Origin of the sequence: Nannocystis pusilla (assembly GCF_026626665.1) — a bacterium.
Lineage (GTDB): Bacteria > Myxococcota_A > Polyangia > Nannocystales > Nannocystaceae > Nannocystis > Nannocystis pusilla.
Genome location: NZ_JAPNKE010000002.1, coordinates 2,949,760 through 2,972,962, shown reverse-complemented (window position 1 = coordinate 2,972,962; position 23,203 = coordinate 2,949,760). Strand labels below are relative to the sequence as shown.

Annotated in this window: 22 protein-coding genes and 2 pseudogenes; 18 read left to right on the top strand and 6 right to left on the bottom strand. The window is 71.7% G+C overall.

Annotated elements, in window-relative coordinates:
* Positions 1-9: 9 nt before the first annotated feature.
* The 4 genes from OV079_RS12910 to OV079_RS12895 form a co-directional block, all read right to left on the bottom strand.
* Entirely contained in the window at positions 10-312 is a 303-nt protein-coding gene (locus OV079_RS12910) for a hypothetical protein (protein WP_267768634.1), read from the bottom strand.
* Positions 313-323: 11 nt separating this feature from the next.
* Positions 324-1,640 (bottom strand): Y-family DNA polymerase, encoded by a 1,317-nt coding sequence (locus tag OV079_RS12905; protein WP_267768632.1) that lies wholly within the window; start codon positions 1,638-1,640, stop codon positions 324-326.
* 536 nt (positions 1,641-2,176) lie between these two features.
* Entirely contained in the window at positions 2,177-2,320 is a 144-nt protein-coding gene (locus OV079_RS12900) for a hypothetical protein (RefSeq protein ID WP_267768631.1), read from the bottom strand.
* A 35-nt stretch (positions 2,321-2,355) separates the two neighbouring features.
* The gene (locus OV079_RS12895) at positions 2,356-2,934 is read right to left on the bottom strand and encodes a hypothetical protein (RefSeq protein WP_267768630.1); all 579 of its coding nucleotides are present in this window, start codon (positions 2,932-2,934) and stop codon (positions 2,356-2,358) included.
* Positions 2,935-3,113: 179 nt separating this feature from the next.
* Here OV079_RS12895 and OV079_RS12890 point away from each other — a divergent pair, with 179 nt between their 5' ends.
* Complete coding sequence (locus OV079_RS12890; RefSeq protein ID WP_267768629.1) at positions 3,114-4,025, top strand: cation diffusion facilitator family transporter; 912 nt, start codon at positions 3,114-3,116, stop codon at positions 4,023-4,025.
* Between the two features lie 1,316 nt (positions 4,026-5,341).
* Positions 5,342-5,929, top strand: a complete 588-nt coding sequence (locus OV079_RS12885; protein WP_420829516.1) for a peroxiredoxin — start codon at positions 5,342-5,344, stop codon at positions 5,927-5,929.
* Positions 5,930-5,999: 70 nt separating this feature from the next.
* Here OV079_RS12885 and OV079_RS12880 read toward each other — a convergent pair whose 3' ends face one another.
* Positions 6,000-7,148: a DUF3570 domain-containing protein gene (locus OV079_RS12880; RefSeq protein ID WP_267768626.1), complete on the bottom strand. Its 1,149-nt coding sequence runs from the start codon at positions 7,146-7,148 to the stop codon at positions 6,000-6,002.
* Positions 7,133-7,225: a DUF4266 domain-containing protein gene (locus tag OV079_RS57765; RefSeq protein ID WP_346660429.1), complete on the bottom strand. Its 93-nt coding sequence runs from the start codon at positions 7,223-7,225 to the stop codon at positions 7,133-7,135. The genes OV079_RS12880 and OV079_RS57765 overlap by 16 nt, the downstream gene beginning before the upstream one ends.
* A 243-nt stretch (positions 7,226-7,468) precedes the next feature.
* Between OV079_RS57765 and cmk the strand changes: the two genes are divergently transcribed.
* From cmk to OV079_RS12800, 16 genes and pseudogenes are all read left to right on the top strand, one after another.
* Positions 7,469-8,197, top strand: coding sequence for a (d)CMP kinase (cmk, locus tag OV079_RS12875; RefSeq protein WP_276603370.1), 729 nt, complete (start codon positions 7,469-7,471; stop codon positions 8,195-8,197).
* Positions 8,198-8,293: 96 nt separating this feature from the next.
* Positions 8,294-10,005: pseudogene (locus OV079_RS12870) on the top strand (30S ribosomal protein S1).
* A gap of 188 nt (positions 10,006-10,193) precedes the next feature.
* The gene (gene ribH / locus OV079_RS12865; RefSeq protein WP_276599918.1) at positions 10,194-10,721 is read left to right on the top strand and encodes a 6,7-dimethyl-8-ribityllumazine synthase; all 528 of its coding nucleotides are present in this window, start codon (positions 10,194-10,196) and stop codon (positions 10,719-10,721) included.
* A 44-nt stretch (positions 10,722-10,765) separates the two neighbouring features.
* Positions 10,766-11,203 (top strand): transcription antitermination protein NusB, encoded by a 438-nt coding sequence (locus tag OV079_RS12860; protein WP_267768623.1) that lies wholly within the window; start codon positions 10,766-10,768, stop codon positions 11,201-11,203.
* A 138-nt stretch (positions 11,204-11,341) separates the two neighbouring features.
* Positions 11,342-11,719 (top strand): response regulator, encoded by a 378-nt coding sequence (locus tag OV079_RS12855; protein ID WP_267768621.1) that lies wholly within the window; start codon positions 11,342-11,344, stop codon positions 11,717-11,719.
* On the top strand, positions 11,716-13,911 hold the full coding sequence (locus tag OV079_RS12850; RefSeq protein ID WP_267768620.1) for a chemotaxis protein CheA: 2,196 nt from the start codon (positions 11,716-11,718) through the stop codon (positions 13,909-13,911). The genes OV079_RS12855 and OV079_RS12850 overlap by 4 nt, the downstream gene beginning before the upstream one ends.
* Positions 13,901-14,467 (top strand): chemotaxis protein CheW, encoded by a 567-nt coding sequence (locus OV079_RS12845; protein ID WP_267768619.1) that lies wholly within the window; start codon positions 13,901-13,903, stop codon positions 14,465-14,467. Before OV079_RS12850 ends, OV079_RS12845 begins: the two co-directional genes overlap by 11 nt.
* 101 nt (positions 14,468-14,568) lie before the next feature.
* Positions 14,569-14,781, top strand: a pseudogene (locus OV079_RS57760) (chemotaxis protein CheW); the annotation flags it as partial.
* A 406-nt stretch (positions 14,782-15,187) separates the two neighbouring features.
* On the top strand, positions 15,188-15,808 hold the full coding sequence (locus tag OV079_RS12835; RefSeq protein ID WP_267768617.1) for a hypothetical protein: 621 nt from the start codon (positions 15,188-15,190) through the stop codon (positions 15,806-15,808).
* Complete coding sequence (locus OV079_RS12830) at positions 15,805-17,841, top strand: HEAT repeat domain-containing protein (RefSeq protein ID WP_267768615.1); 2,037 nt, start codon at positions 15,805-15,807, stop codon at positions 17,839-17,841. Before OV079_RS12835 ends, OV079_RS12830 begins: the two co-directional genes overlap by 4 nt.
* On the top strand, positions 17,838-18,698 hold the full coding sequence (locus OV079_RS12825; protein ID WP_267768614.1) for a CheR family methyltransferase: 861 nt from the start codon (positions 17,838-17,840) through the stop codon (positions 18,696-18,698). Before OV079_RS12830 ends, OV079_RS12825 begins: the two co-directional genes overlap by 4 nt.
* A gap of 10 nt (positions 18,699-18,708) precedes the next feature.
* Positions 18,709-19,830 (top strand): chemotaxis-specific protein-glutamate methyltransferase CheB, encoded by a 1,122-nt coding sequence (cheB, locus tag OV079_RS12820; protein ID WP_267768612.1) that lies wholly within the window; start codon positions 18,709-18,711, stop codon positions 19,828-19,830.
* A gap of 142 nt (positions 19,831-19,972) precedes the next feature.
* Complete coding sequence (locus tag OV079_RS12815) at positions 19,973-20,788, top strand: GAF domain-containing protein (protein WP_267768610.1); 816 nt, start codon at positions 19,973-19,975, stop codon at positions 20,786-20,788.
* A complete protein-coding gene (locus tag OV079_RS12810) occupies positions 20,785-21,186 on the top strand; it encodes a response regulator (protein WP_267707700.1) in 402 nt (133 codons plus the stop codon). Before OV079_RS12815 ends, OV079_RS12810 begins: the two co-directional genes overlap by 4 nt.
* Positions 21,183-22,181, top strand: a complete 999-nt coding sequence (locus OV079_RS12805; RefSeq protein ID WP_267768608.1) for a site-specific tyrosine recombinase — start codon at positions 21,183-21,185, stop codon at positions 22,179-22,181. The genes OV079_RS12810 and OV079_RS12805 overlap by 4 nt, the downstream gene beginning before the upstream one ends.
* Positions 22,182-22,474: 293 nt before the next feature.
* Positions 22,475-23,182 (top strand): site-2 protease family protein, encoded by a 708-nt coding sequence (locus OV079_RS12800; protein WP_267768606.1) that lies wholly within the window; start codon positions 22,475-22,477, stop codon positions 23,180-23,182.
* The last annotated feature ends 21 nt before the right edge of the window (positions 23,183-23,203 follow it).

Genomic DNA, 23,203 nt, shown 5'->3' with positions numbered 1-23,203 from the left:
CTCCGCCTCTCAGTCGAGGATCCCGTGGATGTACCAGCGGTCGCGCGGGCGGTCGTAGAACAGCCAGGCGATGTCGCCGTGGGCGGTCTCGGCGAAGTAGTAGTCGCGCTCGACCTCGCGGGCCCACCAGCCGCCGCTGATCCGGTACGGCCCGGCCATGCGCACGACGGGGCCGCGGACCAGGCCGCTGGCGGCCAGCCAGTGCTCGTCGGCCTCGTCGCGGCGCGGCAGCGGCACGGGGCGCGGGAGCAGGCGCCGGCACAGCGGCGGGGCGGCCAGGGCCTCGTGGTGGTTGGCCGGAAGGTCATGCACGATCGGACATGTCACTTCGGACACGGGCTCCCAGGCGAAGCTGGCCTCGGGGAGGTGGGCGGAGCGGAGGGTGGCGCGGGTGACGGCCTGCTCGCCGAAGGCGGCGCGGACGCGGGCGAGGGCCCGGGCGGCGGCGGCGAGATCGCGACCGCGGCCGCGCAGGAGGGCCAACTGCTCGGCGCGGGCGCGGGCGCCGAGGCCGACGAGGACGACCCGCTGGACCGGGGCGGCGAGGGTGAGGCCGTCGAGGCGCAGGCGCAGGAGGTCGAGCAGCTGCAGCAGATCGTCGGGCTCGGCCTGCAGCGGGGCGGCCGGCTCGACGACGGTGACGACCGGGTCCTCGTGGTCGAGCTCGAGGGTGAGGCGGAGCTCGACGAGGGCGTCGCCGCCGCTGCAGACCTGACGCAAGAGACAGGCGATCGGCTCCTTGAGCGCGAACAGCAGGCGCTCGCGGTCGTCGTCGGGGGGTCGATCTCGAGCGCGACCTCGGGCGGATCGTCGGGCTGGGCCGGGCGCAGCGGGGCGTGCTCGCGGCCGGAGGCGCGGGCGTGGAGGGCGGCGGCGGCGCTGCCGAGGCGGGTCCGCACGTCGGCCGCGGGCAGGGCGAGGAAGCCGCCGAGGGTGGAGATCCCGAGCTTCTCGAGGGTGTCCTGAAGGACAGGTGAGAGGTCGAGCGCGGCGAGCGGGACCGCGCCGACGCGGGCGGTCTCCTCGGCCGGGCTGGCGAGCACGAGCGGGGCGGTCAGCGAGCCGAGGCGGGCCAGCGCGAGGGTGTGGAAGCGGGTGAAGCCGACGGCGACGCCGGCGGTGTAACCGAGCGCCTCGAGGTCGCGGCGGAGGCCGCCGGCCCAGGTCGGGAGATCGCCCTGCAGCCGCTCGAGGCCGGTCGGATCGAGCCAGAAGGCGCCGCGCGGATCGAGGCACGGCTCGACCCGCGGAGAGCGGCGCAGCAGGGTCCGCAGCAGCTCGTCGGCGGACTCGTCGAGGATGTCCTCGGGGACAGGTTCGGCGTGGAGGTCGGGCACGAGGCCGCGCGCGGCGGCGCAGCGCATGCCGCGGGCGACGCCGCGGCGTCGCGCGGCCTGGCTGGCCCACAGGACCTCGGCCTGCGGACCCTCGCGGCGGAGCACGGCGACGGGGGCGCCGCGCAGCTCGGGCCGCCGGCGCAGCAGGACCTGCAGCGGGAAGGCGGGCAGGTGGGCGCAGGCGAGGCGCGAGGGCGCGGGCGGAGACGAGCTGTCCTCGGGGACATGCGCCGGAGCGCGCGCGATCCCGGCGCTCGCAGGCGGAGCGCCGAGGAAGAGCGCGGGCTGAGACGGACGAGCCATGAGAGGGACGGCGAGGCCGGCGAAGCGAACGCAGTGATGCGGAGGGATGCGAGGCGGCGCCGGCGAGCGCGAGCGGAGGCGGTGATGCGAGGCGAAGGAGCGAGCGAGGCGCGAAGCGGCGTTGCGAAGCGCGAGCGGAGGCGGTGATGCGAGGCGAAGGAGCGAGCGAGGCGCGAAGCGGCGTTGCGAAGCGCGAGCGGAGGCGGTGATGCGAGGCGAAGGGAGCGAGCGAGGCGCGAAGCGGCGTTGCGAAGCGCGAGCGGAGGCGGTGATGCGAGGCGCAGAGAGCGAGGCGCGAAAGCGACGCTGCGAAGCGGGAGCGACGGCGGTGATGCGAGGCGAAGGGAGCGCGGGCGAAGGCGGTGATGCGAGGCGAAGGGAACGAGCGAAGCGACGTCGCGGAGCGCGGGCGACGGCGGTAATGCGAGGCGAAGGGAGCGAGCGAGGCGCGAAGCGATGCTGCGAAGCGCGAGCGACGGCGGTGATGCGAGGCGAGCGAAGGCGCGCGACGAGGAGGCTCGTCGCGCGCTCGACTGTCAGGCCAGGCCCCAGGGGCCGCGGCGGAGCTCGCTGGCGGTCTGGCGCGGGGCGGCGCCCTTGTGCTTGAGGATGTCGGGGCGGACGGCGAACAGGCCGGCGCCGCGGCGCTCGCGACGGGGCTGGAGACGCAGGCCGACCATCGGGCCCAGGGAGTCGCGCTGGGCCGAGCGGCGGGTCAGGAGGACGACGCGGCAGCCGTGCACGCGCGCGAGACCGGCCAGGCGAGCCTGCCAGGCGCTGCCGTGCAGGCCGCGAGGACAGGTCCGAACGGGCATGCCCTCGGGGACAGATCGATCTCCGGGGGGAGCTTGTCGCTCGCGTCCGCGCGCGGCGGCGGCGGGGCGCTGAGGTCGAGGACGCACAGGCCGTAGCCGCCCGAGCGCAGCAGCAGCTCGGCGGCGCGGGCGATGCCGGCGGGACCGCGATCTTCGGGGATGTGGATGACGATCAGGGCGTCGAGGTCGACGCCGGAGTCGGCCAGGTCGGGCGGGAACAGCGGGCCACCTGCCGGCTGAATCCACACGGTGGTTTCGCCCTCGAGCTGGGCCTGACGGACGAGCGCGACGGCGGTGGTGAGGCGAGCGCCGGCGGCCCCGCCCGAGACCTCGATCAGCTTGCCGGGCGCGGCCAGGGTGACGAAGGAGGCGGGAGAGGCGACGCTCTCGGTCGCTTCGGAAGCTGTCCCTTCGGCCAGCTCGTCACCCGTCCTCTCCTCCTCTTCAACCCCCTCAGCGCCACGACCGTCATGCGACAAAGTTACTGAACATCCAATCAGAATCAAAGAAATTTGTGTGTTCTGCATTACGCTCGGAACCGAACGGCGCGGATCGGCGCACCTGCGCGCGAGTGCGCAGCGCGGATGTGCTCGCGCGTCGAGCTGTCCGAAGGGACATGTCAAAAGCGCGCGCGGACGCGTGGTAAAACCTGCGGCCGATGGCAGGGGACCACTCGACCGCGCACATCATCCAGTCGCTCGTCGCCAACTTGCTCATCGCGGTGGCGAAGGGCGTGGCGGCGGTCATCACGGGTTCGGGCGCCATGCTCGCCGAGACGCTGCACTCGTTCGCCGACTGCGGGAACCAGCTGCTGCTGCTGCTGGGCGTGCGCACGAGTCGACGGCCGCCGACCGAGAGGCACCCGCTCGGGCACGGTCGGTCGCTCTACTTCTGGTCGTTCATGGTGGCGCTGCTGCTGTTCTCGGGCGGCGGGGTGTTCTCGCTGTACGAGGGCATCCACAAGCTCGAAGAGGCCGGCGAGGTGGAGAGCGTGGAGGTCGCCCTGGCGGTGCTGGCGCTGTCGCTGGCGATCGAGGGCTGGGCGACGCTGAAGAACATCGGCGAGATGAACAAGCGCCGCCGCGGCAAGCCGTTCTTCCAGTACCTGCGCGACAGCAAGGACTCGGACCTGGTGGTGGTGTTCGGCGAGAACGCGGCGGCCTGCCTCGGACTCATCTTCGCGCTGCTGGCCCTGCTGATGGCGAGCGTGACCGGCGATGCGCGCTGGGACGCGATCGGCACGCTGGCGATCGGCGTGGTGCTGATCGGCGTGGCGGTGTTCCTCGCCGTCGAGGTGAAGTCGCTGCTGGTCGGCGAGGCCGCCGACCCCGAGATCGCGGCGGCCGCCGCGGCGCTGGCGGTCGAGGACCCGAAGATCACGCGGGTGCTGCGGCTCATCACGGTGCAGCAGGGGCCCGGCGAGGTGCTGGTCGCCGTCAAGCTCGGCTTCGCCGAAGGGATGACGGTCGAGCAGGTGGCCGGGACGATCAACGAGTTCGAGACGCGCCTGCGCGGTCGCTGCCCCGAGGTGAAGTGGTGCTTCGTCGAGCCCGACATCCCGCGCACGTGAGGCGGGAGCGCGCGTCTCGTCCTCGGATGCTCGCGCGGTGAGGCGGGTTCACCCGCGACGGGAGTCGAACACGAGGCGCCGCGCGAACTCTCCCTCGACGAGCGCGGCGGCGGCCTCGGCCAGCTGCGCCACGCGATCGCTGCGCTCGCCCGGCGCGAGGTCGCGGATCCGGTCGAGCAGGGCGCGATAGGCGGCGAGCAGGGCTTCGCGCGTCTCGTCGAGGCTGTCCGAAGGGTCAGGTGATGCTGCGACGCCCGCAGGGGCAGGCTCGGAGCCTGAGGAAAATGGGATGGCCGAAGGGGCAGGAGCCGAGGTTGGGAGCGGAGAAGTGTGCGAAGGGACAGGCTCGGAGCGAGGTGGTTGCGGGATGTCCGAAGGAACAGGAACCGAGCGAGAATGTCGCGGGTTGTGCGAAGGGGCAGGCTCCGAGGTCGGGAGCGGAGAGGTGTCCGAAGGGACAGGCTCGGAGCGAGAGGGTCGCGGGTTGTGCGAAGGGACAGGCTCGGAGCGAGAGGGTCGCGGGTTGTGCGAAGGGACAGGATCGGAGCGAGGGGTTGTGGGTTGTCCGAAGGGACAGGCTCCGAGACCAGGATCGAAGAGGTGTTCGAAGGTGCATGTTCGGCGCCCGAGGTCATCGGGCGGTCCGAAGGGGCATGCTCTGCGTGTGGAAGAGAGGTGTCCGAAGGGGCAGGTTCGGAGGAGGTGGCCCGCCACATGTCCCTGGGGGCAGATTCGGAGCCGGGCCGGGTGGCCGTTGCTTCCTGGGCTGCAGGTCGGAGGAGGGGTCGGCGGCCCGCTTGCTGGGGTCGCCGCGGCCGGGTGGGGGGCACCGGGTGCCTCGAGGGGGTCCATCGTCTCCAGCTCGTCGTCGTGCATCCCGGCCTCCGTGGGCGAGTCGCTCTGGGCGAGACGCTCGGGTCTCGCGGCGCGGGCGAGGTGTCCGCGCCGACCCACGTTCTTCCGCGGCGAGGCGGGGGTGTCAACGTTCGATCGGGCGCGCGCGGACGCTGTCGCGACCGCGCGGCGCGGGTCCGTGCGCGCGGCGGATGTCCCGAGAGACATGTCGTGCGGGCGGCGGAGCCGGCGCGCCGCGGGCGGTGGCGGACGAGGTCGGTCCTCGCAGGCGGCCGCGCGAACGGTGGTGCAGCGGCGCGGTCGGTTTTGGCTCGCGGCGGCGTCGGCGATAGTTCGCGCGCGCCGCAGGCGGCCCGTGGCGGGCGGCGCAAGGAGAGTTCCATGTCTGAAGCGGTTTCTGGCGCGATCCCTCGCATCGGCGAAGTGGCCCCCGATTTCGTGGCCGAGACGACGCAGGGCGCATCAAGTTCTCGGAGTGGCAAGGCGGCAAGTGGGTGGTGCTGTTCTCGCACCCGGCCGACTTCACGCCGGTGTGCACCACCGAGCTCGCCGAGTTCGCGCGGAAGAACGACGAGTTCGCCGGGCGCGACGCCAAGCTCATCGGTCTGTCGATCGACTCGATCCACAGCCACATGGCGTGGCTGCAGAACATCAAGGAGCGGCTCGGGGTCGAGATCCCGTACCCGCTGATCGCCGACATCGACATGAAGGTGGCGCAGAAGTTCGGCATGCTGCACCCCGAGGCGAGCAGCACCGCCACGGTCCGCGCGGTGTTCTTCGTCAACCCCGACCGCAAGGTGCAGGCGCTCGTCTATTACCCGCTGACGAACGGCCGCAACATCGACGAGGTGATCCGCCTGCTCGACAGCCTGCAGACCTCGGCCAAGCACTCGGTGGCGACGCCCGCGAACTGGCGCCCGGGCGACAAGGTCATCATCCCGCCGCCGCGCAACGTCGAGGCGCTGCAGCAGCGGATGGCCCGCACCGACATGGAACACGTCGACTTCTATCTCGGGTTCAAGCAGCTCGAGAAGCCGTCGTCGTCGTAGCAGCCGGCCGCGCCCGGACCTCGGCTCGCGGCATCCTCTTATACGAGGGCTCGCGGCGCGGGCACGGGCGTCAGAACGGGACCGAGAAGGCGAGGCTGCCGAGGCGGGCGTAGGGCCCGAAGCGGTAGCCTTCCGAGTAGAAGACGTGGTTGTAAGTGGCCTGCACCCACGCGCCCTTGAGCCAGTGGAGGCCGCGCACCTTGGCCAGGCCGTCGAGCTCGACGGTCATCTCGACGCCGGGCGTGTGCGAGTGGAACTTGGTCATCTTCGGGTCGGCGGTGCGATAGATGGTGTCGCTGCCGTAGTTGCCGTCGGCGCGCCAGAAGTAGGCGCCGGTCTGGGTGTAGAAGCGGTAGCGCAGGCGCAGGATGACGCGCCGCAAGAAGCGGACGTGGGCCCGGACCTCGGGGGCGTGGGCGAGGATGGCCCAGTCGTCGGCGTAGAAGCGGTAGCGGCCCTCGAGCACGAGCGGGGTCTTGGGCACGGCGTAGCGCAGGAAGCCGCTCAGGGCGACGCGCCGGCGCAGACGCGGGTGCGACTCGTCGAGGCCGTCGCGGACCTTGCGGTACGGGTTGTCCTGCGGACCCTTGGAGACGATGCCCTCGGCCAGCACGCCGCCGAGCAGCCGGCGAGTGAGGGCGTGGGTGTACCCGAGGCCGAGGTAGTGGACCTGCAAGAGGTTGGACGGTCGGCCACCTGTCTCCGGGGACATCTCTTCGAGGTTCATCCGGCCGCCGGTCCAGGGGATCGCGCGCCCGCCGTACAGCTGCAGCACGGAGTCGAGGTTGGCCATGTACTGCAGGCTGACGGTGCCGGCGCGGCCAAAGACGTCGCGGGCGCCGCCCAGGCCGAAGCTGCGCGAGACCCAGTCGCTCTCGGTCGAGTAGCGGAAGAAGCCGCCGAACGACCACTCCTTGAGCCGCGCCGAGGCCCGCAAGGTGCCCTCGTGGCGGAACTCGGTGAAGAGGAAGTCGCCGCCGGTGACGGCCGCCGCGCCGGCGCCGATCGAGGCCGAGGTGACGGCGTCGAGCAGGTACTCGGCGCCGATCGTGAAGCGCTCGTCGGGGAGGTCCTTCTCGACGTAGACGACCGGCGCGAGCACCCGGGTCGAGGTCTCGCGGTAGTAGTTGCCGCGCACGGTGACGCGATCCTCGGCCGCGAGGTCGCGGGCGACGAGGAGCGAGACGAAGCAGGCGAGAACGACTAGCCGCAGCCGCATCCGCCACCTGCGGCGCCGTGGCCGCCGAACCCGCCTTCGCGCGCCGATTCGACGTGCGACTGGAACTTCTCCTCCATGCCTTCGGCGGCGGGGTTCATCTCGGGGCGGCTCAGGACCTCGCGCTCGGACGGACGAACGGTGGCGCAGCCGGCCGGGAGGGCGACTGCTGCGAGGACGAGGGCGACGAGGCGCGCGGGTCCGGCGAACATCGGCCCGACCTTAGCCGCAGAAATCTCGCGGCAGCAAGGCCCCGCGGATCGGGCGTCGACAGGCGCAGCACTCTTGTCAGCGCGGCGCGCCTGGTCTATCCCCCCGTGCGAATGGGCCTCCTGATCGTCATCGACGGGCCTGCCGGCGCGGGAAAGAGCACGGTCGCGCGCCGCGTGGCGCAGCACTTCGGATTGCCGGTGCTGGACACCGGCGCCATCTATCGCACGCTGGCGCTGGCCGCCCGCGAGCGCGGGATCGCCTGGAGCGACGAGCCGGGCCTGGTGGCGCTGGCCGCGAGCCTGCCGATCCGCTTCGAGGCCGCCAGCGAAGCCGGCGGCCCGCGGGTGCTCTACGACGGGCGAGACGTCACGCAGGCGATCCGGACGCCGGAGATCTCCGAGGGCTCGTCGCAGGTGTCGGCGCTGCCGGCGGTGCGCGCGAGCCTGCTGGAGATCCAGCGCCGGCTCAGCCGCGACGGCTGCGTGGCGGAAGGTCGCGACCTCGGGACGGTGGTGTTCCCCGATGCGGCCCACAAGTTCTTCCTCACGGCCAGCGACGCCGTCCGCGCCGCTCGCCGCCAGGCCGAGCTCGAGGGCGCCGCGCTGGCAGACGTCCTGCGCGACCTGAACCGGCGGGACGAACGCGACCGATCCCGGGCGACGGCCCCCATGACCCGGGCCGCGGACGCCGTTCTCGTCGATTCCAGCGATCTCGACGCCGACGCGGTGGTGGCCGCCATCGTCTCGGCGGTGTCGTCCAGGCTCTCAGGGCCCGGCGGGCCGCCGGCGGGCCGGTTGACGGGTCGCCCAAAAGCGCCTAGCTTCCCCCCGCTCGCGTAGGCCAGGGTGGCGTGCGTCGTGCGTGTCCGCGAGGTCACGTCACGAGGCCCTCCCACTCAAGAGCCAGCGCGGGTTGGAAGGAACTTTCACCCCAACATGCAAGAGCAACACAACCTGCGCGCCGAGGGAGACGACGACTTCGCGGCGCTCTTCGAGAAGAACACCCAGGAAAATCCAGAGATTCGTGAAGGCACGATCGTCCTGGGGACCATCGTCGACGTGATCGGCGAGTACGCAGTCGTCGATGTCGGTTGCAAGGCCGAAGGCCAGGTGCCGCTGCGCGAGTTCGCCGAGGAGGACGGCACGATCAACGTCCGCGTGGGCGACAAGATCGAGGTCCTGCTCGAGGCGCAGGAGGACAACAACGGCCTCGTGGTCCTGTCGAAGGACAAGGCCCGCAAGCGTAAGGTGTGGGACGAGATCCAGTCGGCTTGCGAGGCCGAGGGTCTGGTCCGCGGCACCATCCAGGCGCGCGTGAAGGGCGGCCTCGCGGTGCTGCTGCAGGGCGGCGTGAAGGCGTTCTTGCCGGGGAGCCAGGTCGATCTGCGGCCCGTCCGCAACCTCGACACCTTCATCGGCAAGGACTTCGACTTCAAGATCATCAAGTTCAACAAGAAGCGCGGCAACATCGTCCTGTCGCGCCGGGTGCTGCTCGAGGCGGAGCGCGCCAACCTGAAGAGCGACACGCTCAACCGGCTGCAAGAGGGCGAGATCGTCGAGGGCGTGGTCAAGAACCTCACCGACTACGGCGCCTTCATCGACCTCGGCGGCATCGACGGCCTGCTCCACATCACGGACATGTCGTGGGGCCGCGTCAACCACCCGAGCGAGCTGTTCCAGGTCGGCGACAAGGTCCGCGTCAAGGTCCTGAAGTTCAACTCGGACTCGGAGCGCGTCAGCCTCGGCCTCAAGCAGATCACCGCGGACCCGTGGGTCAACGCCGAGCAGCGTTACATCCCCGGCACCGTGGTCGAGGGCAAGGTCGTCAGCATCAAGGACTACGGCGCCTTCATCGAGCTCGAGGAGGGCATCGAGGGTCTGGTCCACGTGTCCGAGATGTCCTGGACGCGCCAGATCAAGAACCCGAAGCAGATCCTCAAGATCGGCGATCAGGTCCGCGCGGTGGTCCTCGACATCGACGTGTCGCAGAACCGCATCTCCCTCGGCATGAAGCAGCTCGAGGAGAACCCGTACGACAAGGTGCTCGAGACCTACCCGCCGGGCACCATCGTCGAGGGCGTGGTCCGCAACATCGCCGACTTCGGCGTGTTCGTGGAGCTCGAGCCCGGCATCGACGGCCTCGTGCACATCACGGACCTCGCTGGACGCAGCGGGTCCGTCACCCGAGCGAGCTGTTCAAGAAGGGCGACCGCGTGCGCGCGATGGTCCTGAACATCGACAACTCGGGCGAGAAGCCGAAGATCAGCCTCGGCCTCAAGCAGCTCGCGCAGGATCCGTGGGACCGGATCCCGTACGACTACCCGATCGGCAAGATCATCGAGGTCAAGATCCTCAAGCTGACCGACTTCGGCGCCTTCGCCGAGCTCGAGCCCGGCATCGAGGGCCTGATCCACATCTCGGAGATCAGCGAGGAGCGCATCGAGGACCCCCGCTCGGTGCTCGAGCCGAATCAGCGGGTGCGCGCGGAGCTCATCCAGATGGATCCGGGCGAGCGCAAGATCGGCCTGTCGATCAAGAGCGCGAAGCGTCAGGACGAGCTCGCCGACGCCCAGGGCTACGCCAACGCCAGCGAGGCCGGCGCGACCCTCGGCGACGTGTTCGCCAACAAGTTCCGCGACCGCTCGTAGTCGCGGGCCCGCGCTGCTGCGCGGGACGTGAGCTCGCGGCGCCGACCTCCGCAAGGGGGTGGCGCCGCGGAGCATGAAGGCCCCGTCCGATCCGCGGTCCCCGCGGGTGCAGGCGGGGCCTTCGCTGTTCGCGGCGGCGTGCGCGACGGCGCTTGATCGCCCCACGAAGTCGGGGTAAGCCGCCGGGCATGGCCGAGGTACTGGCGAAGGTGCAGACGATCGAGGGCACGCTCGACGCGGCGGGGCTGCGGCTGGCGATCGTCGTCAGCCGGTTCAACAACTTCGTCACCGAGCGCTTGCTCGAGGGGGCCGTCGACGCGCTGGTGCGCTCGGGCGCCCGCCCCGAGGACATCACCGTGGTGCGCTGCCCGGGGGCGTTCGAGATCCCGATGGTCGTCGGCCAGGTGCTGTCGGCCAAGAGCTACGACGCGGTGATCACTCTGGGCTGCCTGATCCGCGGCGACACCATCCACTTCGACCTGATCGCGGCCGAGTGCACGCGCGGGGTGTCGCAGATGGCGCTCGCGTTCGAGGTGCCGGTGACGTTCGGCGTGCTGACCACCGACACGCTCGAGCAGGCGATCAACCGCGCCGGCGCCAAGGCGGGCAACAAGGGCGCCGAGGCGGCGATGGCGGCGGTCGAGCAGGTCCGGCTGTACCGCGAGATCGCGGCCCGCGGGGCGGCCGACGCCCAGACCGAGGCCTCCGGTGGCTGACGCGAAGCCGCGGCACCCGCATCGGGCGCACGGACGAGGTGGCGTTGCTGGCGCTGTGTCACCTCGAGTCGTATCGCCCCGAGGAGCGCGCGCGGGCGCTCGAGCTGTTCTGGGCTCACGTCCCCGCCGAGGCCGGCGACGGCGGCCAGGAGCTGCGCGGCTGGCTGGCCGATCCCAAGGTCGTCGAGTTCGCGCGGCGGCTGCTGACGGTGAGCAGCGAGCGCGCGGCGGAGATCGACGGGGCCATCGAGGCGACGTCGCGCTCGTGGCGGCTGGCGCGGATGGATCGCGTCGACCGCAACGTGCTGCGGCTGGTCGGCGCCGAGAGCCTCGGCCTGTCCGAAACGCCACGTACGGTGATCGTCTCCGAGGCGGTCCGACTGGCGGCCCGCTACGGCAGCGAGCGCAGCGCCCCGTTCGTCAACGGGGTCGCGCAAGCGCTGGCGGGCAAGCTGCGCGGCGACTCCCGCGAAGAGTCGTAGCGCGGAGGCGGGTGCCCCGGCACGGGTGAGGAGGGGCGCGCGCCCGGCGGCCGTACAGTTGTCCGCGCGGTGACTGCGCGATCGCTGTCCGTCCGCGATGTTACGGGGGGACGGGCGTCCGGGCGTATACTCGCCGAGATGCCGATCCGCGCTCTGGTCGTCGATGACTCCCCGGCGATGCGGAACTTCGTCAGCTCGGTCCTGGAGTCGTCGGGTGAATACGACGTCGACGAGGTCGGGCACGGGTTCGAGGCCATACGCCTGTTGCCGCGAGGCGACTACGCGCTGTTCGTGTTCGACGTGAACATGCCCGACTTCAACGGGCTCGAGCTGATCCGGGCCGTGCGCGAGCAGCCGCGTTACGCCAAGACGCCGCTGGTGGTGATGACCACCGAGGGCCGTCTCGGCGACGTCGAGCGCGCGAAGCAGGCCGGTGCGCACGTCGTGCTGACCAAGCCGTTCACGCCCGAGGTCCTGCTCGCGGCGGTCGCCAAGGCGCTCGGAGGCGGCGATTGACGAGCATCGACCAGAACGCCGCCGAGTTCATCGCCGAGGCGCAGGAGATCATCGAGACCTTCTCGCGCACGCTGCTCGAACTCGAGGCGCAGTCGCGCGGGTCGGGTCCGGAGCCGGACCTGATCAACGCGGCGTTCCGGGCGATCCACAGCCTCAAGGGTCTCGCCGGCCTGTTCGGCGCGGCGGCCATCGGCGGGCTGGCCCACAGCCTCGAGAACACGCTCGACAGCCTGCGCCTCGGCAAGCTCGACCTGTCGCGCCCGGTGCTCGACGTGCTGTTCGAGGCGATCGAGATGTTCGGCCGGCTGCTCGCGCCGCAGGGCGAAGAGGGCGGGGGCGGCGAGGTCGACATCGAGCCGGTGCTGCAGCGGCTGCGCCAGCTCGGCGAGCGCGAGGCGGAGTCGACTGGCCCTCAGGACAGCCTCGAGTGGGTCGGCGAGAACATCCTCAGCGTGCTCACCGAGTACGAGGAGCACCGGCTGCGCGAGAACATCAAGGCCGGGCGCAACCTGTACCGCGTCCACGCCAAGTTCGACATCATGCAGATCGATGTCGGGCTCGAGCAGCTGAAGGACAAGATGAAGGGCTACGGGGAGGTCATCACGTACCTCCCCAGCGCCGACGGCTCGTCCGACGACGCGATCGAGCTCGACATCCTGCTCGGCTCGAAGGGCAGCCTCGGCGAGATCAACGGGGCGCTGGCCAACCCCGACGTCACGGTCCACCGGCTGACGCCCGCGGGCGACGCCCCGGCCGCGCCGCAGCCGGCGCCCGGCCGCTCGGCGCCGCCGGCGGCAGCTCCGAAGCCTGCCCCTCCGACCATGTCCGAAGGGACATCTCGTCGCGCCGAGCCGCCGCCGCGCGCCGGGTCGCCGACGCAGACGCGCACGGTGGTGACGACGACGGAGGAGCCCGACCCGACCAGCGCGGCGTCGAGCGAGGCGAGCCTGCGCAGCCTCAGCCAGACGGTGCGGGTCGACCTGCGCCGCCTCGACTTGCTGATGAACCTGGTCGGCGAGCTGGGCCTGGTGCAGGCGAACCTCACCGGGGTGCTCGACGAGCTGCGGCAGATCGATCACAGCGCCGACGTGTCCCGCGAGCTGCGGGTCCAGATCCGCGACATGCACCGCAAGCTGGCGCTGCTGCAGCAGGGCATCCTCGACGTCCGCATGGTCCCGATCGGCCAGGTGTTCGACAAGCTGGCCCGCGTGGTCCGCAAGCTGAGCCGCGACCTCGACAAGGAGATCCGCCTCGTCATCTCGGGCGCCGAGACGGTGCTCGACAAGTTGATCGTGGAGGAGCTGTCCGACCCGCTGATGCACATGATCCGCAACTGCATCGACCACGGGATCGAGCCGGCGGCCGAGCGCGTGGCCCTCGGCAAGCTGCCGGGCGGGAAGATCGAGCTGCGCGCGTTCCAGAAGGGCAACCGCGTGGTCATCGAGGTCGAGGACGACGGCCGCGGGATGGACTGGACCCGTATCCGCGACGTCGCGGTCCGCCGCAACCTCCTCAACGCCGAGGAGGCCGCGTCGCTGACCCCGGGCGAGGCGGTCAACCTGATCTTCCAGCCGGGCTTCAGCACCCGCGACTCGGCGACCGAGCTGTCGGGCCGCGGCGTCGGCATGGACATCGTCAAGACCAACATCGCCCGCCTGTCGGGGATGATCGACGTCACCACCGACCTCGGCCGCGGCACGACCTTCTCGATCACGCTGCCGGTGACGCTGGCCATCATCCAGGCGCTGGTGATCCAGTCGGCTGGCCACACGTTCTGCATCCCGCTCAACTCGGTGCTCGAGTCGATCATGGTCGAGACGCGCGAGATCGGGACGGTCGAGGGCCACGAGGTCATCACGCTCGGCGGCCGCACGCTGCCGCTGCTGCAGCTGTCGCGCCTGTTCGGGCTGAAGCCGCTGCACAAGAACTACCGCGACCCGAACCGCCTCTACGTGGTGGTGGTCGGCCTGGCGCAGCACCGCGTCGGCCTGGTGGTCGACGAGCTGCTCGGTCAGCAAGACGTGGTCATCAAGCCGCTCGGCAGCGCGGTCCGCAACGTGCCCGGCATCGCCGGCGCGACGGAGCTCGGGGCCAACCGCACGGTGCTGCTGCTCGACGTCGGCCGGCTCGTCGACGAGGGCGTGCGCCAGGTGGACGCGGCGTACCAGATCGGAGGCGGCCATGTCCGGTGAGCGCGAAGACCTGTGGCAGGCGCTGCTGCGCAGCGGCGAGGGCGTGGTCACCGACGAGGACTACGAGCACGGCTACAAGCGCGAGGTCCGCCAGGACCTGCAGCAGTACGTGACGTTCCGCGTCAGCGGCGAGGTCTACGGCCTGGCGATCCACGAGATCGAGGAGATCAGCAAGGTCTTCCAGACCACCCACGTGCCGCGCACGGCCGACTTCCTGCTCGGCATCGGCAACGTCCGCGGCCGCATCATGCCGGTGATCGATCTGGCCCGCCGGCTGCGCCTGCGCCTGGTCGAGCGCGGACGAGCGGCCCGCGTGCTGATCGTCCACTTCAACGACGAGCCCTACGGGCTGGTGGTCGACGAGGTGATGGACGTGATCCGGATCCCGCCCGAGGCGATGGAGGACAAGCCCGGCGGCTTCACCGGCGCCCGCGCCGAGTACATCCGCGCGCTCGGCCGCACGGGCAAGGAGCTGGTCATCATCCTCCACTTGCCGGCGCTGCTCGACGCCAAGGACTTCGTCAAGGCGACGGTCTACGAGGAGGGCCGCGCGTGACCGACGTCCGCGACGCTCGCGACGGCCGCAGCGCTGCCGGCGAGGAGGACCTCAAGGTCGCCGGCTTCTACGTCGGCCCGGGCCTCTACGGCATCGAGATCATGCGGATCAAGGAGGTCATCCAGGCCCGCCCGTACCCGATCCGACCGGTGCCGTATGCGCCGGAGATCGTGGAGGGCGTGATCCAGCTGCGCGGCGTGGTGATCCCGGTGGTCGACCTGCGGCGCCGCTTCAGGGTGCCGATCGATCCGGCCATCGACCACCTCAACAAGCTGATCATCGTCAGCGTGGCCGGCCGGATCGCCGGGCTCAAGGTCGACCGGGTGATCGGCGAGCTGCGGGTGCCGGCCGGCGGTCTGCGCCCGGCGCCGTCGATGCTGCGGCCCGAGCTCGATCGCAGCGCCGACGGCAACATCTTCAGCGGGGTGTCGCGGGCCCATCGACACCGCGACCGCTCGGAAGGGCGTCGCCAGCCGTTGATCGGGCCCGATCGTCGGGCGCCGACGCAGGTGGGCGGGTCGGGTCAGCCGGCGCCCACAGAAGACCGTCAAGCAGGTGAAGACATGGTGTTCGTCATCAACCTCGATGCGCTGCTGCGCACGGGGGAGGTAGCGCGGGGTGAGCGAGGCGCAGGCGAGGCTCAAGATCCTGGTCGCGCACGAGCGCTTGGCGCTCGGGCAGGCGATCGGCCGCGTGTTGGCGGCGCAAGGGTTCGCGGCGGTGACCGTGACCGACACGGCGGCGGCGGAGCAGGCGATGCGCGGCGACATGTTCGCGGCGCTGGTGCTCGACGTCGCGTTGCCGGGCGGCAAGGCTTGTCACGAGCTGATCCAGCTGGCGAAGTTCGAGCTGCCGGCGCCGATCCCTGCGGTCGTGCTGGTGGCGTCGGTGTTCCGCAAGACCAGCTACAAGCGCCGGCCGACCCAGTTGTACGGCGCCGACGACTACGTCGAGATCCATCGCCTCGGCGATCAGCTGCCGGGCAAGCTGTGGCACCTGCTCGGCGGCGATCCGGCGGCGATGCCGGGGCTCGTCGAGGCGGAGGCGGTGCTGTCGACGATCCAGGACGAGGGCGATCAGCGGCTGTTCGAACAGCGCGGCCGCACGCTGCGGCTGTCCGAGCTGATCGTCGCCGACCTGATCCTCTACGCCGGCGACCGCGTGCTGGCGGCGACGACCCAGGCCGAGGCGCGCGAGCTGCTCGCCGGCGACCTCGAGTCGGCGCGCCAGCTGTTCCGCCAGATCAACCCGGTCCCGCTGGCGCCGGGCGTCGATCCGATCGGCGCGGCCTTCGACGACATGATGCGGATGTTCAACCTCGATCCCGGGGAGCCCCGATGAACGCGCTTCGCTCCGATCTCGCGCGGTGTCTCGAGTTTTTCGGGAGCGAACGCTGGCGCGAGCGCAAGGACGCGGCCCGCGACCTGCTGGCCGCGGTCCGCGAGCAACCACCCGCGCCCGACCAGCTCGCCATCCTCGTCGAGCAGCTGCTCGACGGTCTGGTGACGCCGGACTCGGTGGCGCGGCGATCCGTGTGCCACGAGGTGCTGACGGGCATCGGTCCGTCGGTGGTGCCGGCGATCCGCCGGCGACTCCGCGTCGGCGGGGCAGGGGCGCGCATGATCGTCGACCTGCTCGGCGACGTCGGCGGGGCCGACGACGTGCCGCTGCTGGCGGCGATCCTCGGCGCGCCGGGCGACGACAACGTGCGCGCGTCGGCGGCCGCGGCCCTCGGGGTGCTCGGCGGGGCGGAGGCCGAGCGCGCGCTCGCGAATGTCCTTTCAGACAGCTCGGAGATGCTGCGGATGTTCGCCCTCGACGCGCTGGCCCGCCTCGGGACGGTGATGCCGCCGGCCCGCCTCGGGCCGCTGCTCGCCGATCCGGTGACGCGCCGGGCCGCGGTCGCGGTGCTCGGGCACAGCGGCGATCCGGCCGCGGCGAGCCAGCTGGTGCGCTTCCTCGGCGACGCGATGCCGGGCGTGCGCGCGGCGGCGGCGGTCGCGGTGGTGCGGCTGCACGCGACGCTGTCGATGCGCGGCGATCCGGTCGCGGTGGCGGCGGCGCTGGCCGCGGGCGACGGCGAGCCGCTGCGCCAGCGGATCCGCGAGCTCGTGGAGCACCGCCAGCTCGAGGTGAAGCTGGCGGCGCTGGCCCTGGCCGGGGCGCTCGGCGACGTGCGCAGCCTGTCGCATGTCCTGCGGGCCATGTCGGATCCGGAGCTGCGCGAGCGGGCGGTCGAGTTCGCGGCGGGGCTCGGCGCGGCGGCGGTGCCTGTCCTTGTGGACATGGTCGAACAGGCAGCCCCCGAGACGCTCGGCGATCTGTTCCTGCTGGTGAGCGGGCTCGGTCCGGCCGGTGCGCACCCGCGGCTGGTCGAGGCGTTGACGACGGCGCTCGCGGGGCCCGACGGTCACGCCGCGTGCATGGCCGCGACCGCGCTCGGCAAGGTCGGCGGGATCGAAGTGATCGCGCCGCTGGCCCGCGCGCTCGCGCTCGAGGGTCCGGCGGGCGAGGCGGCCGCGGTCGCGTTCGCGGCGGTGGCCGGGCGCGCGCTCGGCTCGCGTCACGCTCGCGTCGCGCCGCACCTGCCGGCGGACGCGGGCGGCGGGGCGCTGGTGCGCAACCTGTGCCGCGCGTTCGGCCTGCTCGGCCGCGGCGGCGACGTCGGCTTCGTGGGGCCGCTGATCGCCCGGCTCGGGGATCGTGACGTCGGCGTGCGCCTGCTGGCCGCGCGCGCGCTGGGCCAGATCGGCGGCGAGCACGAGGGCGCGGCGGCGCTGGCGTTGGCGCTGCAGGACGAGGACGCGGGGGTGCGCGCGGCGGCCTGTCGCAGCCTCGGTCAGCTCGGGGCGGCCGAGTCGGTGCCCGCGCTGCTGACGGCGTCGCGCGACTCGAGCTCGTCGGTGCGGGCGGCGGCGGTGCAGGCGCTGGTGGGGCTCGACAACCCGATCGCGCTGGCGCGGCTGCGCGAGGTGGTGCTGGCCGACAGCGCGCCGGCGGTGGTGATCCAGGCGATCGCGGGGCTGAGCCGCTCGGGCACCGATCAAGATCTGGTGATGCTGATGAGCCTGTGCCGCGCGCCCGACCACGAGATCGTGAAGGCGGCGGCGCGCGGGCTGGCGGGCTGCCGCGGCCATCGAGCGACCGCGGCGGTGCTCGGGCTGCTCGAGCACCCGCGCTGGGACGTGCGCTGGGCGGCCGCGGAGGCGCTCGGCGAGCGCGGCGACTCGACGGCGTTGCCGCCGCTGCGCCGCGTCCACGCGGTCGAGCCGGACCCGCTGGTGCGCAAGGTGCTGGCCGGCGCGGTGGCGCGGATCGAGGCGCAGGCGGCCGAGCGAGCGGCGAGCGACGGCGAGGGAGCGCCAACGGCGTGAACGGTCGGACTGCCCCCGGCGGGATCGAGCCCCCGGTGCGCGTGCGCATCACGCCGGAGGAGTCGCGGCTGTTGGCGGAGCTGATCCTCGACCACTGCGGCGTGCTGCTGGGCGGCGACGCCGGGTTCCTGCTCGAGCGCAGGTTGGCGCCGCGGCTCGACCACCTGTCTCTCGGATCCTATCTCGAGTACTACCACTACTTGAGCTACGACCTCGGCGGGTCGGCCGAGCTGCTCGAGTGCATCGAGCGGGTCACGACCCACGAGACCTACCTGTTCCGCGAGCAGTTCCAGCTCGACGCGTTCCAGCGCGAGATCCTCCCGGTCCTGCTCGGGCGGCGGGGGGCCGGGGCGCCGGTCGTGTGGAGCGCCGGGTGCTCGACGGGCGAAGAGGCGTACACGATCGCCTCGCTGCTGGCCGAGAACGCCCGCCCGGGGTCGCGGGTGATCGGCAGCGACATCAGCCTTCGCGGGGTCCGGACGGCGGAGGCGGGGATCTACGGGCCGAGCAGTTTTCGCACGACCCCGGAGGAGCGGCGGGAGCGCTGGTTCGAGCCGCTCCCGACCGGGCAGTGGCGGGTCGTCGAGCCTCTGCGGCGGATGTGCACCTTCGTCCACCTCAACCTCCTCGATACCGCCCGTTACTGCGAGCTCGGCGCCATCGACACGATTTTCTGCCGCAACGTCCTGATGTATTTATCGAGCCAGGCGAGGCGGCGCGTGGTCGAAGGGTTCTACGACGCGCTGGTGCCGGGAGGCTACCTGTTGCTCGGACACTCGGAGAGCCTGATCAGCGTGCCAGGGCGCTTCGATCTCGTGAACCTCAGCAACGACCTCGTGTATCGCAAGCCGGGTTAGAGGAACTGCGATGGACGGTCACAAGCTCCGCGCCCTGGTAGTCGACGACTCGGCCTACAACCGGCAGACGATCGCCGCGATGCTCGAGCTCGATCCGGGCGTCGAGGTCATCGGCCGCGCCTCCAACGGGAAGGAGGCGCTGCGCATGGTGTTCGACCTCCAGCCCGACGTCATCACCCTCGACCTCGAGATGCCGGAGATGGACGGCTTCGCGTTCTTGCGGGTGCTGATGGCCAAGAAGCCGCTGCCGGTGATCGTCGTCAGCGGCCACGCCGAACGCGACCATGTGTTCCGCGCGCTCGAGCTCGGCGCGCTCGACTTCATCGCCAAGCCGGGGCGTCACATCGGCCCCGACCTGCGCACGATCCAGGAGGACCTGCTGGCCAAGCTGCGCGTGGTCCGGCGGCTCAGCGTGGTCCGCCTGCTGCAGCGCGCGCAGCACCTGGCCGAGCAACGCGGCGAGCGGACGACGCTCGAGGTGCCGGCGTTCGACAGCGGCCGCTACGAGCCGCAGAAGCGCCGCGGGCCGCCGCTCGGGGTGCTGGGGATCGCGGCCTCGACCGGCGGTCCGCCCGCGTTGCAGCAGCTGCTGTGTGCGCTGCCGGTGACGCTGCCGATCGCGATCCTCGTGGCGCAGCACATGCCGGCCCGCTTCACCCGGGCGTTCGCGGCGCGGCTCGACAAGATCTGCTCGTTCCACGTGTGCGAGGCGACCGACCAGCAAGAATTGCAGGCGGGCATCGTGTACATCGCCCCCGGCGCGGCGAACCTCGAGATCGACGCGGGGCCGACCGGTCCGCGGGTGCGCGTGCGGCCGCCGCGGAGCGGGGCGACCATCGTCCCGTCGGGCGACCTGCTGTTCAAGACGGTGTCCGACCTGTTCGGGCCGCGGTTCTGCGCGCTGATCCTGACCGGCATGGGCAGCGACGGGCGCGAAGGGGCCGAGCTGGCCAAGCGCCTGGGGGCGACGGTGCTGGCCGAAGATCCGAACACGGCGGTGATGCCGGGCATGCCGGCCGCCGCGATCGACGCCGGCGTGGTCGACTCCGTGCTGTCACTCGAGGAGCTGCCGGTGGCGATCCAGCGGTTTGCAGACGCCTGCCGACCCCGGGTGGAACCGCTGCTGCCGTAGCGCCGGGGCTGTTCCGAGGCCGGTTGCGGGCGGGCGCGGGCTGCCCGCGATCGCGGCGGTGGAGTTCGTGATGCGAAATCACCCCCAGGACCTGTCGCCGGCGGGCGCCCATCAGGGCAAAAGCCGTGATATCTTCGCCCCGATGCGTGCGCAGGACGCCGGCCAGGGGGACCTTCACGACAAGACCCGCGCGGCTCTTCATGAATTCTTCGGGCGCGGAGAGGCCTTCGTCCGTCAGCTCATCGCCGAGAACGAACGCCTGCGCAGTGAGCTCAACGAGGCGCAGCCCGATCGACCGGCGCGGCCCGAGCTGACCCCGGGCTCGGTGATGGAGGGCCTGATCGGGCGGATCGTCGAGCTCGAAAAGGCGCGAGCGGGCGAGGGCGGCGCTTCGGCAGGCGCCGAGACGCGGCTGCGCGAGCGGCTGGTGCAGCTCGAAGACGAGAACTACCACCTCGCGTCGATGTACGTCGCGGGGCTGCAGTTCCACGCGTCGCGGACTATCGGCGACGTGCTGCAGACGACCACCGAGATCCTGCTCAACTTCATCGGCGTCGGGGCTTTTACCCTCTATCTCGTCGATGAAGAGCGGCGGGTGTTGTTCCCGATCGCGCGCGAGGGCGGCGAGATGAACGAGCTCGTCGAGCTCGAGATGGACGAGGCGAGCCCCGCGGCGCAGATGGTCCAGCGCGGACGGCCGTGGTCTCGCGGAGATCCCGCATACGCCTCGGACGACGTGATCATGTATCTTCCGCTGGTCAGCGGGCGGCGCCTCGTCGCTGTCCTGCGCCTCGAAGCCTTTCTGGCGCAAAAGCCCGGCTTCGAGGACAATGACTACAGCCTCCTTTCTATGATCTCCGAACACGCCGGCATCGCGATCGAGTCGGCGTGGATCCGGGCCCACGCCAAGGCGGTCGCGCTGCAGCGGCAGGCCGTAGAACACCTCCTCGGAGCATGACCCAGGACACCCAAACTCGCCGGCTCAACGCGTTGGTGGTCGAAGACAGCCCGCCGATGCGTAAGATGATCGTGTTCGCGTTGTCGCGGATCCGGGAGCTCAGCGTGGTCGAGGCCGATGACGGCGTCGACGCGCTCCGCCGCCTGTCGGGCACCAAGTTCGACATCATCATCACCGACATCAACATGCCCATCCTCGACGGGCTGAAGCTCGTCAAGCGCCTCCGCGCCGACGAGACCTACCAGGACGTGCCGATCATCATCATCACGACCGAGGGGGCCGCCGAGGACCGGCAGCGCGCGCTGGCGCTGGGCGCCAACGCGTACATCACCAAGCCCATCCAGGCCCCCGCGGTCATCAAGCTCGTGCGCGAGACCCTCGGCCTGGAGGAGCGTTGACCCCAGGCCGCCGCGCCGGGCCCGGCAGGGCTCGCGGCGGGGCGGCCGGCGCTGGCCCTTCGAGCAGGTCCGAAGGGACAGGTCCGAAGCGCCAGGCGAACGCGGCGACGCTGGCGCGGGCGATCGAGGACTACCTCGAGCACCTGAAGGTCGAGCGGCGGCTGCGGCCCAACTCGCTGCTGGCGTACACGGGCGACCTCGCGGCGTTCGCGGGCCACGCCGAGGCGGCCGGCGTCGCGGCGCTGGGCGCGGTGACGCCGGCGTTGCTGCTGCGGTTCGCCGTCGGCCTGTCGCAGGCGGGGCTGTCGCCGCGCAGCCAGGCCCGGCGGCTGACCGCGGTGCGCGGGCTGTTCCGCTTCCTGCGCGAGGAGGGTCGGCTCGACATCGACCCGGCGCAGGCGCTGCGGCTGCCCAAGCTGCCCAAGCGACTGCCGGAGCTGCTGAGTCGCGGCGAGGTCGAGGCCTTGCTGGCCGCGCCGGGGCAGGACGGCCCTCTCGCGCTGCGCGACACGGCCCTGCTCGAGCTGCTCTATGCGACAGGTTGCCGGATCTCCGAGGCCCTCGACCTCACCCTCGACCGGCTCTACCTCGACCAGGCGATCGTCCGGCTCACCGGCAAGGGCGACAAGCAGCGGCTGGTGCCGCTCGGCTCGCCGGCCATCGCCGCGCTGCAGGCGTGGCTGACGAGCGGCCGGCCGGAGCTCGTGCGCGGGACGGTGCGCTGGGTGTTCGTCAACCACCGCGGCGGGCGCCTGTCGCGGCAGGGCTTCTTCCTCAAGCTGCGGGAGTACGCGCTGGCGATCGGGGTCACGCGCCCGATCTCGCCGCACAAGCTGCGGCACAGCTTCGCGACGCACTTGCTCGAGGGCGGCGCCGACCTGCGCGCGGTCCAGGCGCTGCTCGGCCACGCCGACATCGGGACCACCGAAATCTACACGCACGTCACGCGCGACCACCTGCGCGAGCGTCACAAGCGGCACCACCCGCGGGCGTGACCGTCGCCCCTGCGCGAGCGTCGTGAGCGGCGCCCCGCGGGCGTGACCGTCGCCGGGCTTCGCATGGCGCGAGAGACATGGTCGAACGGGCATGTTCGATCGGTCATCCGTGATCCGCGTCGGCGGGCGCGGACGGGGTCGGCGGGGCCGGATTTGCGCCGGCTCACGCCGCCCGGGGGCCGGGTCTGCGAGCGCGGGGGCCCCAGGTTTGACTCGGGCGGGCGCGGGCGGTATTTGCCCGGTCCCGCTCGTGCGGGCGTCTCGCCGTGGATCGCGCTCTCTCCCAAATCGCTGTGCTCGGCTTGCTCGGCGTCCAGGCCGCCGACGTCCGGCGCATGCTCGTCTTCGTCGTCTGCCTGGTCCTTGCCACCGCGGTCCACGAGTTCGCCCACGCGTACACGGCGGACCGCCTGGGCGACCCGACGCCGGGGCGCGAGGGTCGCCTGACGTTGAACCCGCTGGCGCACGCCGACCCGATCGGCACCATCGCGCTGCCGCTGTTCGCGGGGCTGACGCGCGCGCCGCTGTTCGGCTGGGGCCGCCCGGTCAACACCCAGCCGCGCTACTACAACCGCAAGGTGAGCATGCGCGGCGGGATGGCGCTGGTCGCGTTCGCGGGCCCGCTGTCGAACGTACTGCAGGCGCTGCTGGTGGCGCTGGTGGCCTGGGGCCTGGTGGCCGGCGGAATCTCGCCCGAGGCGCACGCGAGCCTGTTCGGCGTGCTCGGCCTGTTCTTCATCATGAACATCACGCTGGCGGTGTTCAACCTGCTGCCGGTGCACCCGCTCGACGGCGGCAAGGTGCTGGCGTGGCTGCTCCCGTCGCGCGCGCAGGCGATCGACGACTTCCTGGCGAAGTGGGGCTGGGCCATCCTGCTGGCGCTGCTGCTGTCGCCGGCGCTGGCCGTCATCTTCGAACCGGTGATGCGGCTCGCGTTCAAGAGCATGGCGCTGGTCGACGTCCGCTGGCTCACCGCCTACGCCGGCCTGCTGGGGCGCTGAAGCGGGGCGTGAGCGAGCGGG

What these genes read in the sequence shown, in the direction of transcription:
- OV079_RS12905 (WP_267768632.1), bottom strand. Translation starts at nt 1,640, where the DNA reads ATGGCTCGTCCGTCTCAGCCCGCGCTCTTCCTCGGCGCTCCGCCTGCG.
- OV079_RS12900 (WP_267768631.1), bottom strand. Translation starts at nt 2,320, where the DNA reads ATGGTCGGCCTGCGTCTCCAGCCCCGTCGCGAGCGCCGCGGCGCCGGC.
- OV079_RS12890 (WP_267768629.1), top strand. Translation starts at nt 3,114, where the DNA reads ATGGCAGGGGACCACTCGACCGCGCACATCATCCAGTCGCTCGTCGCC.
- OV079_RS12880 (WP_267768626.1), bottom strand. Translation starts at nt 7,148, where the DNA reads ATGCGGCTGCGGCTAGTCGTTCTCGCCTGCTTCGTCTCGCTCCTCGTC.
- OV079_RS57765 (WP_346660429.1), bottom strand. Translation starts at nt 7,225, where the DNA reads ATGGAGGAGAAGTTCCAGTCGCACGTCGAATCGGCGCGCGAAGGCGGG.
- cmk (WP_276603370.1), top strand. Translation starts at nt 7,469, where the DNA reads ATGGGCCTCCTGATCGTCATCGACGGGCCTGCCGGCGCGGGAAAGAGC.
- ribH (WP_276599918.1), top strand. Translation starts at nt 10,194, where the DNA reads ATGGCCGAGGTACTGGCGAAGGTGCAGACGATCGAGGGCACGCTCGAC.
- OV079_RS12855 (WP_267768621.1), top strand. Translation starts at nt 11,342, where the DNA reads ATGCCGATCCGCGCTCTGGTCGTCGATGACTCCCCGGCGATGCGGAAC.
- OV079_RS12845 (WP_267768619.1), top strand. Translation starts at nt 13,901, where the DNA reads ATGTCCGGTGAGCGCGAAGACCTGTGGCAGGCGCTGCTGCGCAGCGGC.
- OV079_RS12830 (WP_267768615.1), top strand. Translation starts at nt 15,805, where the DNA reads ATGAACGCGCTTCGCTCCGATCTCGCGCGGTGTCTCGAGTTTTTCGGG.
- cheB (WP_267768612.1), top strand. Translation starts at nt 18,709, where the DNA reads ATGGACGGTCACAAGCTCCGCGCCCTGGTAGTCGACGACTCGGCCTAC.
- OV079_RS12815 (WP_267768610.1), top strand. Translation starts at nt 19,973, where the DNA reads ATGCGTGCGCAGGACGCCGGCCAGGGGGACCTTCACGACAAGACCCGC.
- OV079_RS12810 (WP_267707700.1), top strand. Translation starts at nt 20,785, where the DNA reads ATGACCCAGGACACCCAAACTCGCCGGCTCAACGCGTTGGTGGTCGAA.